Origin of the sequence: Bradyrhizobium sp. AC87j1 (assembly GCF_002936975.1) — a bacterium.
GTDB lineage: Bacteria > Pseudomonadota > Alphaproteobacteria > Rhizobiales > Xanthobacteraceae > Bradyrhizobium > Bradyrhizobium shewense.
Map to the genome: position 1 here is coordinate 1 of NZ_PTFE01000025.1, position 13,268 is coordinate 13,268.

Sequence of the window (13,268 nt, forward strand, 5' to 3'; positions counted from 1 at the left end):
AAGGCTCAAACGCTACAACCGCCTCATCGCGCGCCGACGAGCCCAGGTTGAGACCACCTTCGCCACTCTCAAACGCCGCATGCGACTGACTTGCATCCGCTACGTTGGTCTGATGAAGGCAAGCGGGCAGGTCCTGCTCGCCTCGATCGCCTTCAACATGAGGCGGTGGGCCACGATCGCGGCCTGAGCCGCCCGCCGAGGGCGACCACTACAGACTTGGCTGGCAATTGCCGTAACCACGGCCCTTCTCCTGCCGTCCTCAACTTCAAAAGCCGATAACGCAACAGGCCCACAAGGGGAGAAGGGAAGAATGCTGCCAATCGGCCGCTCATCCCTTAGGCAAATGCTCTTCGCGAAGCCGTCGCACAGGGAATGAGCAGACGTCGATCTGCGTCCTAACCGTCTGAGCGCACTTCAAATTCTCTCGCCGCTCACGCTCCATCGCAATTGTACACAATGGCACGGCGCTTGCAGAACTCCGGCAAGGAGAGTTCTCGCGAGGGGCGGGCGTCATGCTGGACTCGAGCAAGTCGACATTGGGCGTCATCAGCGCCGAGCCCGAGCCCATCAAGCTCGACTGGCCGAGCACCGCACTTCTCATCATCGACATGCAGCGCGACTTCATGGAGCCCGGCGGCTTCGGCGAGACGCTCGGCAACGACGTCAGCCAGCTTGCGCGCGCGGTGAAGCCGATCGGCACCGTGCTGACGGCGGCGCGCGACACCGGCATGCTGGTGATCCACACCCGCGAGGGCCATCTGCCCGATCTCTCCGACGCGCCGCCGGCGAAAGTCGAACGCGGCGCGCCGTCTTTGCGCATTGGCGACCCCGGTCCGATGGGCCGCATCCTCATTCGCGGCGAGGCCGGTCACGACATCATTCCCGAGCTCTATCCGCTCGACAGCGAGATCGTGATCGACAAGCCCGGCAAAGGCGCGTTCTACGCCACTGAGCTCTCCGACGTGCTGGAGAAATACGGCATTGAGAATTTGCTGGTGTGCGGCGTCACGACCGAGGTGTGCGTCAACACCACGGTGCGCGAAGCCAATGACCGCGGCTACCGCTGCGTCGTCATGTCGGACGGCTGCGCGTCCTACTTCCCCGAGTTTCACGAGATGGGCCTGAAGATGATCAAGGCCCAGGGCGGCATCTTCGGCTGGGTCGCAACCTCGGCCGCGGTTCTGGAGGCAATGAAGGTTTCGACCACACAGGGGTATTGTCATGAGCACATTGACGGGGACGATCGGCAAGTCTGAGATCAATACGTCCGAGTTCAGGCCGGCACTATGGACATCGGGCGACTGGAACGCGTTTTTCGGCTTCGGCACCAACATCCTCGTCAACATGCTGGTGCTCACGGGGCTCCTGCGTTTCGTTTTGAAGATGCCGGACAGCCTGGTGTTCGGCCGCATCCTGCCCGCGCTCGGGCTGATGATGTGCCTCTCGACCTTCTACTACGCCTACCTCGCCTATCGTCTGGCGCAGAAGACCGGCCGCAACGACGTCTGCGCGTTGCCCTCGGGCGTCAGCGTGCCGCACATGTTCATCGTCACCTTCGTGATCATGCTGCCGATCACGCTGAAGACGGGTGACCCCCTTAAGGGGTGGTCGGCCGGCCTGGTCTGGGTGTTCTTCCAGAGCTTCATTCTCATGATCGGCGGTTTCATAGCGCCGTTCATCCGCAAGATCACTCCGCGCGCAGCGCTGCTCGGCACGCTTGCCGGCGTTTCCGTCACCTTCATCTCGATGCGGCCAGCGCTGGAGATGTATATGACGCCGCAGATTGGTCTCGTCTGCTTCGCCATCATCCTGGTGAGCTGGTTCGGCGGCGTGAAATATCCGCGCGGCATTCCCGCCGGTCTTGTCGCGATTGCCGTCGGCATGATCATCGCCTGGGGTTCGAACCTGTTCGGTCTCGGTCTCGGCGGCTTGAGCGTAAAAGGCGTCGGCGATGCCTTCGCAAATTTCGGCTTCTCGGTGCCGATTCCCGCCGTGGGCTACGTCTTCTCCGGCTTCGAATTCCTCGGCATCATCCTGGTCACCGCCATTCCGTTCGGCATCTATGACCTCGTCGAAGCCATGGACAATGTCGAGAGTGCGGAAGCCGCCGGCGACGAATATCCGACCACGCGGGTGCTCACGGCCGACGGCGTCGTCAGCCTGATCGGCTGCCTGATGGGCAATCCCTTCATCAATGCCGTCTATATCGGCCATCCCGGCTGGAAAGCGATGGGCGGCCGCATCGGCTACTCCGCCGCAACCGGCATCATGGTGATCGTGCTGGCCTGGTTCGGCATCATCTCGGTGCTGCTGGCACTCGTGCCCGTGGTCGCGATCTCGCCGATCCTGCTCTACATCGGCATGCTGATCGGAGCGCAGGCGTTTCAGACCACGCCGGTCAAGCACGCGCCCGCGATCGTGCTGGCGCTGACGCCGCATCTGGCCGCCTGGGCCAAGCTGCAGATCGACACGATGCTGGGCTCGACCATGAATGCGGCGGCAACCGTCGGCGGCATGGCGGCCGACAAAGCCGACGCGGTGAAGGCTGCCGCGATCGCCGCGCTGCCGCAGCAGGGCGTGTTCTACCACGGCCTGGAGGTGATGGGCGGCGGCTCCATTCTCGGGGGCCTCATCCTGGGCGCGATCGGCGTCTTCATCATCGAGCGCGACTTCGAGAAGGCCTCAGGCTTCGCGCTGGTCGGTGCGGTCCTGACCTATTTCGGCTTCATGCATGGCGAGGCCGTCGGCATCGGCGGCGGATTCGGGGTCACGCCCGCTGTCGCGCTCGCCTACGCCGCGATGGCCGCCGGCCTGTTCGCGGCCAGCAAGCTCGGCGCCGGCGAACACTATGCCACGCATCCGGAGATGTCCGCCGCACCGGCGGAATAGGAGGCGGCACGAACTTCTGCGAAGCGGCCGGCCTGTGCCGGCCGCTTTTGTTTCAGGGCCGCACGGCCGGCGTTTCCATCGGCAAGCCGCGTGCCCGCGACATCAGATAAAGCTCGAGCACGACCAGCTCGGGCGAGCCGTAATCATAGGCCTGGGCGCGGACGCCGCTCATGCAGCTGCGCAGCCGTCGCTCCAGCGATCCCAGCGTTTGCCACTCCAGGCGGTAGAGCGGATAGCCGGTCGGCTGTCCTTGCGTGATCGGCGCGCCGGCGAGGTGTTTGTCGAAATTGTCGTCGTGGCAATTGGTGCAGGCGAGGTTGAGCTGGCCCTCGCGCTGCATGAAGAGGTCGCGGCCCTGCGCCACGAAGGGTTTTGCTTGCGGATCGTCGCCGGCGGTGATCGCGACACCGCGCGATTGGTGGGCGACGAAGGCGGACAGCGCCAGCAGGTCGCGGCTCTCGTAAGGCAGTGGCGACGCCTGCTGATGAGTGGCGCGGCAGAGATTGATGCGCTGGTCGAGCGTGACGGGGCGACTGAGCGCGTTGTCGAAGGCCGGGTAGCGTGCGGCAACGCCCTTCATGCTGCTGCGTGCATCGCCATGGCAATCCGCGCAGGTCTTCTCGGCGCTGCCGGACTTCTTCGTCCAGAGCGACTGGCCGTCGAGCACGAACAGCATGCCCGGGTTGGAGGTGTCGTCATCCTGCATGGCGCGCGTGTCCGGGCCCATGAAGGAGTAGCCAGACCGGCGCGCATCGGGCGGGATTTCACCGGCGAGCAGGGCTGGGGCCGCGGCGAACAAGGCCGCTGCTGCTATCGCGTGCCAGACGCTCATTCGACAGTGATCGACGCCGACGCAGTGGACGAATAGCCGTTGTCGCCGATCCATTCGAACTCGAACTTGCCGCTTTCTTTGGCGACCGTGAAGAACGACAGATAAGGATTGGCCGCGATCGCCGGAAACAGATCGGCGCGAAAGATCTCGGCGCCGTTGTAGCGGCAGGTGAAGCTCGTGATGATGTCGCGCGGCACCAGCTTGCCGTCCACAGTGTGGCGGAAGCCTGTTTCCATAATGTGCGAGGTCAGCGTGCGGATCTCGATGACGTCGCCGCGTCTCGCCTTCGCGGGAACGTTGATGAGCGCGGCCATCAGTTCATCTCCTCGGTGCAGGCGGCCAGCGTCACGACCACGTCGGCGGCGACCTGCCAGAACGTGTCGTCGGACAGGCGCGCGATCGCAACCACCTTCTGGGTGTCTGCGAGGCGGATGCGGGTCGCGACCTGGGCGCGGCCTGAGGAGGGGCCGAGATAGAAATTGCCGATGTTCGGCTGCGGGTTCTTCTCGTTGAAGATGTGGATGCTCTTGACGTGGTCGTCAGCGGTCATCGGGCTCGCAACGCTCACCGTCACCGGCACCGTATTGCCGTTCTCGACCAGCGGCGGAATGTCGAGCTTCACCTTGCCGGTGCGAATCGGCGCTTCGCCGACGACGTTGCGGATCGCGGTGTTGAGCATCGCTGGCGTCGCGTGAAGCGGACGCAGGGTGACGATCGGGATCGTCCCGGCGGCGGTGACGCCTCCGGCGAGGCTCAAAAATTGTCGTCGCGTGGTTGGCATGAACAGTCCTAGTCGCGAAGCGTTGCAAGAAAAGCCACGATGTCCTCGATCTCCGCCGCCGACAATATCGGCTTGCCGGTGAAATTGCGTCCGACACGCACGAGGTCGTCATTGCGATAATAGGACGGCATGATGGTCTCAGCGTTGAATCGCGACGCATCGACCAGCCGAAGCCGCAACTGGCTCGCCGACCATCGGTTCCCGGCCCCGGTGAGGTCAGGTGCGAGATCGCCCTGGAACCGCGTTTCCGGGAAGGGGCCGGAATGGCAGAGGATGCAGGTCGTAGTGCGCGCCAGCACCAGCGCGCGGCCGCGCACGGCATCGCCTGGCGTGCCCGTGAGCGATTCCACTATGCCGTCGCCGGCTACCTTGTAGGAAGCGAGTTCGTCCGCGCGCGCAATGCTGACGAAGGCGAGACTGGCGGCGATCAGCGCCACGCCATGGATGGAGGATTTAGCCAAAGGTGTCCGCCGTGATGGTTTGAAACCAGCGCTCGGCTTCAGTCGCCTCGCGGGCGCGCAATTCGCGCGGGGCATCGACCGGGCTGGTCGCCCCGCCTTCGACCTCGGCAAAGATGTCGCCTTTCGGCTGGTAATTGCCTGCAAGCAAAAATCCATAGCCTGGCGCGACGGTGTTGTAGCAGACGCCGGTCAGCCGTGGCGTCTCGGGTGCTCGGCCCGCGAGCAAAGCGACGATGGCAGCGGCGCACGCCTTGCCCTGCCCGCTTGCAGCCGATGCCGATTTTGGAATGCCGCCCCCGAGGCAGGCGTCGCCGATGACGTGGATGTTCTTGACGAGCTTCGACTCGAAGGTCACGGGATCGATCGGACACCAGCCGGTGTGGTCCGCAACCCCCGCGATCTCGGCAATACGACCCGCGCGCTGCGGCGGGATGACATTGGCGACATCTGGCGTGTAGTTGCCGAACTCTGTGATGATGGTCCTCGTAGCAGGATCGACCGAGGTTGCGCGGCCGCCTTGCGACAGGCCGATCCGCTCGATCATGTCGCCGTAGAGCTCCTTCCACGCCTTCTCGAACAGCCGCTGCTGGGAGAAATTGTCCTTGGCGTCGAGCAGCAGCACTTTCGAGCGTGGCTTGTTCGTCTTCAGATAATGCGCGATCAGGCTGGCACGCTCGTAAGGCGCCGGCGGGCAACGCGAGGGATTGGCGGGGACGGCGATCGCGACCGTACCGCCGCCCGCCATCGCTTGCAGCTGCCGGCGCAGCAGCAGCGTCTGCGCGCCGGCCTTCCAGGCGTGTGGCATCTTCTCCGATGCGGCGTCGTCATAGCCGGGCAGGGCTTCGAAATGGAAGTCGATGCCGGGCGAAAGGACGAGGCGATCGTAGGCAAACGTGGCGCCATCGGCGGCCGTCACGCTGCGCTTTTGCGCGTCGACGGCCGTAGCAGCCTGAGCGGCGACGGTGATGCCCTCGGCGGCGAGCCTGTCATAGCCGAACTGCTGCGCTTCGATCTCGCGCAGGCCGGCGATCACCTCGTTGCTGAAGGGGCACGACGTGAAGGTCTTGTTCGGCTCGATCAGCGTCACCTGCAGGCCCGCCTGCGCGCGCTTGAGCGCCCGCGCGCAGGCCGCACCGCCAAAGCCGCCGCCGACCACGACGATGCGGCCTGCCGATTGCGCGCGCAGGATCGAGGGGACGGCGAGCGATGTGGCCGCGGCGGTGATGCCGAGAACGGCATTCCGCCGTGTCACCGGCGCATTCATGAATCTTGTCCGCAAAATGCCGCGGCGGCCGATAGGACCGCCGCGGCTGCTTTTAGGCGAAGGTGATATTCTGGTCCCGCAGCGGCACGGAGCGGATGCGCTTGCCGGTCGCGGCGAAGTACGCGTTGAGCACCGCCGGCGCGGCGACGCCGATGGTCGGCTCGCCGACACCGCCCCAGAATCCGCCGCTCGGCACCATCACCGATTCCACCTTCGGCATCTCGTTGATGCGCATCGAATTGTAGGTGTCGAAGTTGGTTTGCTCGATCTTGCCGTCCTTGACGGTACAGCCGCCGTAGAACAACGCGGAGAGGCCATAGACGAAGGAGCCCGCGATCTGCCGCTCCACCTGCGCCGGATTGACGACGTAGCCGGGGTCGGTGGAGGCGACGATCCGATGCACCTTGATCTTGCTGCCGTCAGTCACCGAGATCTCGGCGGCGCCGGCGACATAGCTGCCATAGCCCATGACCTGGGCGATGCCGCGATAAACGCCCTGCGGCGCCGGCGTGGTCCAGCCGATCTTCTCGGCGACCGCATTGAGCACCGCCAGATGCTTGGGATGGTTGCCCATCAGCCTGCGGCGGAATTCGAGCGGGTCCTGGCCTGCGGCCTGGGCCAGCTCGTCCATGAAGCATTCCATGTAGATCGCATTGTGATTGACGTTGACGCCGCGCCAGAAGCCGGGCGGAACGTGCGGGTTGCGCATCGCGTGCTCGACCAGCAGGTTCGGCACCGAATAGCCGAACGCGGCCTCGCCGGATTGGGCGACGCCCTGGAAGGCGGCCGGATCCATGCCATTCTGCAGCGCTTCGGGGCGCAGCGAGAACAGGATCGATTGCCCGGACAGGCGGTAGTGCAGCGCGACCAGATTGTTGTTGGCGTCGAACGCGCCGGTCATCTTGCACTGGGTGATCGGGTGATACCTGCCATGCGCCATATCCTCTTCGCGCGACCACAACAGCTTGACCGGCGTTCCCGGCATCTCTTTGGCGATCATCACGGCTTGGCGGACATAGTCGGTCTGGCCGCGCCGGCCGAAACCGCCCCCTAACATCACCTTGTGCACGTCGCACTTGTCCGCCGGCAGGCCGGACGCCTCCAGCACCGCCGCGAACGCCGCCTCGCCATTCTGCGTGCCGCACCAGACCTCGCATTTGTCCGCGGTGTAGAGCGCGGTGGCGTTCATCGGCTCCATCGTGGCGTGGTTCTGGTAGGGATAGCTGTAGATGGCCTCGACCTTCTTCGCCGCGCTCGCAATCGCCGCTTTCGCGTCGCCGTTCTTGTTGCCGACATAGGCCGGCTGGTCGTTGTTGAGGCCTTCAGCCAGCCACTTGGCAATCGACTCGCTGGAGACTTTTGCGTTGTCGCCCTCGTCCCAGACGATCGGCAACGCCTCCAGCGCGGTCTTGGCGTGCCACCAGGTGTCGGCAACGATCGCGACCGCGGTATCGCCGACCTTGACGACTTTTTTGACGCCTTTCATGCTGGCGATCTTGGCTTCGTCAAAGCTCTTCAGCTTGCCGCCGAACACCGGGCAATCCTTGATCGCGGCATTCAGCATGCCCGGCAGCTTGATGTCGGCGCCGTAGATCATGGCGCCGTTGGTCTTGTCGACGGTGTCGAGCCGCTTCACGCCCTTGCCGATCAGCTTCCAGTCCTTCGGGTCCTTCAGCTTGACCTCGGCCGGCGGCGTCAGCTTGGCGGCGGCCTCGGCGACCTTGCCGTAGGTCGTGGTCTTGCCCGACGGCGTATGGGTGATGACGCTGTTCGCGGCCGCGCATTCGGAGGCCGGCACCTTCCATGCATCGGCGGCGGCCTGGATCAGCATCACGCGCGCGGTGGCGCCGCCCTTGCGGACATAGTCCTGCGAGGAGCGGATGCCGCGGCTGCCGCCGGTCGAGAAATCGCCCCAGACGCGCTTGCGGGCGACGCTCTGGCCGGGTGTCGGATATTCGGTCGTGACCTTGGTCCAGTCGCATTCGAGCTCCTCGGCGACGAGCTGGGCGAGACCGGTGAGCGAGCCCTGGCCCATCTCGGAGCGGGCGATGCGAATCACGACGGCGTCGTCGGGCCTCACCACGACCCAGGCGCCGATCTCGGGCGAGCCGTCGGCCGCGCGGACCACGGCGGGGCCGCCGAAGGGGAGGTCGAGGCCGATGGCGAGGCCGGCACCGACCGCGGCCGTGCCGATGACGAAGGCGCGGCGGTTGAGCCGCGGCGAGATATGCTTATTCATGGGGGATTTCCTTACGCGCTTGCGATCGTGTGGATCGCTTCGCGCACCTGCTGGAAGGTGCCGCAGCGGCAGATGTTGGTGATGGCCTCGTCGATATCGGCGTCGGTCGGCTTCGGCTTCTCGCTCAGCAGCGCCGCCACCGCCATGATCATGCCGCTCTGGCAATAGCCGCATTGCGGCACGTCCTGGGCGATCCAGGCCTCCTGTACCTTGTGCAGCGTATCCCCGGAGGCGAGCCCCTCGATGGTGGTGATCTTCTTGCCCTCGGCTTCGCTGACCGAGACGCCGCAGGAGCGGGTGGCGACGCCTTCGATGTGCACGGTGCAGGCGCCGCATTGTGCAATGCCGCAACCGTATTTGGTGCCCGTCAGGCCGGCATTCTCGCGAATCGCCCAGAGCAGCGGCGTATCCGGCTCGACGTCGAGAGTGAAGGTTTTTCCGTTGATTGTTAGGTTTGCCATCGCAGTCCCCTGATTGGCCCAATCCACCGATTGAACTCAGGGGCGCAATGTGTCCGGCAAACTGGAACTGTTCAAATCAACAGTCCGAGGGGTGAAATGCGAAGAATTACGCCGCCGAGGGAAGATTGTAGGGAGGGTGGTGTTTTGTCTCGTCCTCCATCATGGTTGATTCGGTCGTCCTTCCGCGGGCGCCAATCCATGGGTCTGAGGCGACGCCCAGCTGTGAACGCCGGTTCCATGGCCGGTCGAGGCCACGGCGACAGTTTGTCCCTTTTGCCGGGGTGCAAGACGCAGGCGCTTTGATACACTGCGCCGACGCCACAAGGAGTTCCATGAACGTGCCGAGTCCCAACGTGCTAATGCTGTACCCGCTGTTCTCGGCAGAGTCCTTCTGGACCTTTGGCGAATCCTGCAAGGTATTGGGCGTAAAGCGCCCGGCCGCTCCTTTGGGCCTGATCACGGTTGCCGCGATGCTGCCTGAAAGCTGGACGGTCCGGCTGATCGATTGCAACACGGCTCCCTTCAACGACGAGGATCTCGCCTGGGCCGATGTCGTCTTCACCGGCGGGATGATGCCGCAGCAGGCCGACACGCTGCGCCTGATCGAGCTCTGTCGTGCCGCAGGCAAGCCGGTGGTCGTGGGCGGTCCCGACCCGACTTCAAGCCCCCACATCTATGAGCGGGCCGACTTCCGGGTGCTCGGTGAGGCCGAGAGCGTCATCGACGAATTCATTGCGGCCTGGGAGGGTGGCGCGAGGTCCGGCACCTTTACCGCACCGAAATTCCAGGCGGACGTGACCAAGACGCCGGTGCCGCGTTTCGACTTGCTCAAGTTCGAGGACTATCTCTATCTCGGTGTGCAGTATTCGCGCGGTTGTCCCTTCACCTGCGAGTTCTGCGACATCATCGAGCTCTATGGCCGCGTGCCGCGGACCAAGACGATCGAGCAGATGTTTGTCGAGCTCGAGAGGCTCTATCAGATGGGCTACCGCGGCCATCTCGACTTCGTCGACGATAATTTCATCGGCAACAAGAAGTCGCTGCGGCAGTTCCTGCCGAAACTCGCAGAATGGCAGCGGACCCACGGCTATCCGTTCGAATTGTCGACCGAAGCCTCGGTCAACCTGGCCGATGATCCCGAGCTATTGGAGTTGATGGGGGCGGCGAATTTCTTCGCTATCTTCGTCGGTATCGAGAGTCCGGATCCGGCAACGCTGGTCGCGATGCGGAAGAAGCAGAATACGCGGCGCAACATCGCCGAGAGCATCCACAAGATCTACGCCGCCGGCATGCTCGTCACCGCTGGCTTCATCGTCGGCTTCGACAATGAGAAGGTCTCCATGGCGGACGCCATGATCGATTTCATCGAGGAAGCGGCGATTCCCGTCAGCATGGTCGGACTGCTCTATGCCTTGCCGAACACGCAGCTGACGCGCCGCCTGGAGCGCGAAGGCCGGCTCCACGCGGGCCACGATGTGGCGCCGACCATCGGCGCCGATCAGTGCACGGCTGGAATCAATTTCGATCCGGTGCGCCCGCTCCGCGACATCCTGACGGACTACAAGCGGGTGCTGGAGCACGTCTACAGCCCGGCTGCCTATTCAGGACGCGTCGACCGCCTCATGACGCTGCTCGACCGGTCCCGGCAGCGCCACGAGCTCGCCGAAGGCGATATCCGTGCCAAGCTCGGTGCGATGGAGACGGTGCACAAGGTGGTCACCGCCCTTCCCGAGGCGCGTGGACCGTTGTGGCAAACTTTCATGAACTGCGCCAAGCGCGACACGACATCCGCGCGCATTGCGGTCCAAATGATCGCAGCCTATGCCCATCTCGGACCGTTCTCGCGCAAGGTCATCGCCGCCATCGACGCGCGCCTGGCGGCGCTGGACGAGCAAATCCCGAATCCAGGCGTGGTTGCGGGCGCGACCGAGGCTCGACATCTGGCCTGACATCCGGAGAGCCGATGGAACCGCCGACGCTTTGATCCGCTGCCCGGTGCGCCGTCGGCAATCAAACTGGCTGTCATGTGTGAGATCCCGGCTTGACAGCAGGACAACCTCAAGCTGATCGTCATCAGGACGACACCGGGCCTGCCGCGATTTCGGCGTCTGGCCGCGCGGTATGGGGTGGGCCATGTTCAGGAAGGTGATCCGCTGGTCGGTTGCGCTGATTGTCGTGGCGGTGCTGGCCTTCGTGTATCTGCCTTCCTTCATCGCCGACTCCATCTACAAGAACGTCGACGACATCACCGACGGTGAGATGCCCGCCACCGTCACGGCCTTTCAATCGGGACCGGACGTCGTCAGTACCATCGGTGGCAGCGGCGAGGGCTTGAACTGCAGCCTGCCGCCCTGGGCCAACATATTTTTCGACGGCGGCAGGGATTCCAACCAAAAGCGCCATCTCGTCCTGCAGCGCTTCAGGCAGGCGTGCGTCTTTCACGACTTGTGCTATCGCCACGGCCTTGCGACCTACGGCTATAACCAGAACGATTGCGACCGCATTCTGCAGAACGCGGCTTTTCGACTCTGTCTCTACATACGAAACGGCAGCCAGGAGAGTAGCGCGGCGCGCTGTCAGACCGACTCCAAGATGGTTCTGGCGGGCGTGAGCCTCGGCGGATACGACGCCTATCGCGGCTGGGACCGATCGACCTATTTCGAATTCGATTCGGACCCGTCGCGGTCGAACGGATTTCTGGTCAGCCGTGTGGTGGATCATCCGTTCAAGGCGGTGGCGCCGGCGAAATACGGCAGCGACCCCGATCAGGTCATTCTCATGTTCGAGAACGTCCGCTCCAATCTTGCGGTGACCTGCATCACCTGCGCAAGTGTTCCCGTCCTCGACTGGACGACCGATCCCAACGCCGTCAGCGCTGAGTTGCGCTCGGTCGGTGTGACGCGGTTGCCGGAAGCGCTGCTCAAGCGCGAGCCCATGCTGTCCGAGACCATGCCGGTCTGGTTGCCGCCGCGCCGTCGACACGCGGCGCCGCATCTCCTGGTCGACGGAGCGGGCAAGGACCATCTGATCTGGATGAGCCGGAACAACCCGCAAGACAGCATGTCGTGTATCGTGGGCGCCGATGCGGCGCGCCTTCTCACCAATACCCTGCCGTCCCGGGATCTCTGCTCGGTCGATGCGGGCCCGTCGCTCAGCAGGGTGGAGGTCGACATGTTCGCGACCTCTCCGCTTCCGATGGAAGTGCCCGGAAGTCCGGATCTCGTCTACGCGACGTCGATCAGCACACAGAAGACAAAGGAGCAGCATCTGAGCTTCTGCTCCCGCTCTGCGTCCAGGAAGGTCGAGGAGTCCGGAGGCGACGACCAGTCCAAATGCGTCACCTTCCCCGAACCGGAGGTTCGCAAGGGCGCGGCGCTCGGTGCATTTCAGAACTTTCCACTGGTTCGCGCCGGACAGCAGATTTATTTCGCGCGGGACATCGATCAGCGGACGGATTCGCTGCTGACCGCCGCCTGGCAGCGCGCCTTCGGCAACAGCTTTTCGCCCGACGGCGCCCTGCTCGTGATCGACGTTGCACCACCGCTCGCCGCCAAAGGGCCTCTCTCGGCCAAGCTGAAGAAGATCGTCCGGTTCAACATCGACGATCGCTTCGATCCGATGATGCCGATCACGCGCAAGGTGGACGATTTGCGATTCCTGAGCCTTGAGGCGTCGAAGTCGAGCGTGCACCTTCGCACGATCGATTTCGCGAGGGACAACCCTTCCGTCGGCAATGTGCTGTTGACGATGGGCAACGGTGAGGTGGACCTGGACCGCTCGTGGGCGGAGAGGCCGATGCTGGTGCTGGAGACCAGGGAGGCGCGACCGAAGACCAAGCTAGTGTTCTCGCGTGGGGAAGTAGCGATCGAACCGGGCAAGCCGGACGTGTCCCGCGCGACGACCGAAGTGTTGACGCTGCAGACCCTGGTTTTCGAACGCGATGCCGTCGCGCCGTCGGATGCGCCGTTCGTGAAATCGGCTGGCGCGGCATGCCGGATCGTCTATGAGTTCGAAGCGAACCACACCGATTGGCCGTGCTACCGCGCGTTCGACCCCGACCGCACGATGCGGGCCTCGCCGGCGACGCGGATGCAGGCCTCCCAGATGCTGGTTGGGCGGTTCAGTCAAGGCGGCGGCCATGGCCTCGCATTTCCGGATCTCTGTCTGAAGTCGGAGCCGATCATTCTGGCGCCGCAAGGAGGCACGTTTGCGCCCCTGAGCGAGACCGCGGGCTGGAACGGCCCGCCAAAGCTGACACGGACGATCAAATGCGAGCCGCTCGATGCCGCGGCAATCGTGAGCCGTCCCATCGCGCAGAAGGCTCCGTGAAGGCGGGCCGGC

Annotated in this window: 12 protein-coding genes; 5 read left to right on the forward strand and 7 right to left on the reverse strand. The window is 64.3% G+C overall.

Features of this window, described 5'->3' with window-relative positions; all coding sequences use genetic code 11:
• The 3 genes from CV770_RS15315 to CV770_RS15325 form a co-directional block, all read left to right on the forward strand.
• Positions 1 to 187 (forward strand): transposase (locus CV770_RS15315; RefSeq protein WP_146101290.1); only part of this gene is annotated, 187 nt, incomplete at its 5' end.
• Positions 188 to 512: 325 nt separating this feature from the next.
• On the forward strand, positions 513 to 1,256 hold the full coding sequence (locus CV770_RS15320) for a cysteine hydrolase family protein (RefSeq protein ID WP_104462911.1): 744 nt from the start codon (positions 513 to 515) through the stop codon (positions 1,254 to 1,256).
• The gene (locus tag CV770_RS15325; protein ID WP_104462912.1) at positions 1,222 to 2,889 is read left to right on the forward strand and encodes a regulator; all 1,668 of its coding nucleotides are present in this window, start codon (positions 1,222 to 1,224) and stop codon (positions 2,887 to 2,889) included. Before CV770_RS15320 ends, CV770_RS15325 begins: the two co-directional genes overlap by 35 nt.
• A gap of 52 nt (positions 2,890 to 2,941) precedes the next feature.
• On the opposite strand, the gene soxA is transcribed toward CV770_RS15325, so the two are convergent.
• The 7 genes from soxA to CV770_RS15360 are packed head-to-tail and all read right to left on the reverse strand — an operon-like array spanning position 2,942 to position 8,927.
• Positions 2,942 to 3,721 (reverse strand): sulfur oxidation c-type cytochrome SoxA, encoded by a 780-nt coding sequence (soxA, locus tag CV770_RS15330; protein WP_201759868.1) that lies wholly within the window; start codon positions 3,719 to 3,721, stop codon positions 2,942 to 2,944.
• Positions 3,718 to 4,035, reverse strand: coding sequence for a thiosulfate oxidation carrier complex protein SoxZ (gene soxZ, locus CV770_RS15335; protein WP_091965637.1), 318 nt, complete (start codon positions 4,033 to 4,035; stop codon positions 3,718 to 3,720). The genes soxA and soxZ overlap by 4 nt, the downstream gene beginning before the upstream one ends.
• Positions 4,035 to 4,502: a SoxY-related AACIE arm protein gene (locus CV770_RS15340; RefSeq protein WP_104462914.1), complete on the reverse strand. Its 468-nt coding sequence runs from the start codon at positions 4,500 to 4,502 to the stop codon at positions 4,035 to 4,037. Before CV770_RS15340 ends, soxZ begins: the two co-directional genes overlap by 1 nt.
• 8 nt (positions 4,503 to 4,510) lie before the next feature.
• A complete protein-coding gene (gene soxX / locus CV770_RS15345) occupies positions 4,511 to 4,963 on the reverse strand; it encodes a sulfur oxidation c-type cytochrome SoxX (RefSeq protein ID WP_104462915.1) in 453 nt (150 codons plus the stop codon).
• Positions 4,956 to 6,227, reverse strand: coding sequence for an NAD(P)/FAD-dependent oxidoreductase (locus tag CV770_RS15350; RefSeq protein WP_104462916.1), 1,272 nt, complete (start codon positions 6,225 to 6,227; stop codon positions 4,956 to 4,958). The genes soxX and CV770_RS15350 overlap by 8 nt, the downstream gene beginning before the upstream one ends.
• Before the next feature lie 52 nt (positions 6,228 to 6,279).
• Positions 6,280 to 8,466 (reverse strand): xanthine dehydrogenase family protein molybdopterin-binding subunit, encoded by a 2,187-nt coding sequence (locus CV770_RS15355; protein WP_104462917.1) that lies wholly within the window; start codon positions 8,464 to 8,466, stop codon positions 6,280 to 6,282.
• A gap of 11 nt (positions 8,467 to 8,477) precedes the next feature.
• The gene (locus tag CV770_RS15360; RefSeq protein ID WP_165637755.1) at positions 8,478 to 8,927 is read right to left on the reverse strand and encodes a (2Fe-2S)-binding protein; all 450 of its coding nucleotides are present in this window, start codon (positions 8,925 to 8,927) and stop codon (positions 8,478 to 8,480) included.
• 332 nt (positions 8,928 to 9,259) lie between these two features.
• On the opposite strand from CV770_RS15360, the gene CV770_RS15365 reads away from it, so the two are divergent.
• Positions 9,260 to 10,876 carry a B12-binding domain-containing radical SAM protein gene (locus tag CV770_RS15365; RefSeq protein ID WP_104462918.1) on the forward strand — a complete coding sequence of 539 codons (1,617 nt, stop codon included), beginning with the start codon at positions 9,260 to 9,262 and terminating at the stop codon, positions 10,874 to 10,876.
• A 184-nt stretch (positions 10,877 to 11,060) separates the two neighbouring features.
• A complete protein-coding gene (locus tag CV770_RS15370; protein WP_104462919.1) occupies positions 11,061 to 13,256 on the forward strand; it encodes a hypothetical protein in 2,196 nt (731 codons plus the stop codon).
• Positions 13,257 to 13,268: the final 12 nt, after the last annotated feature.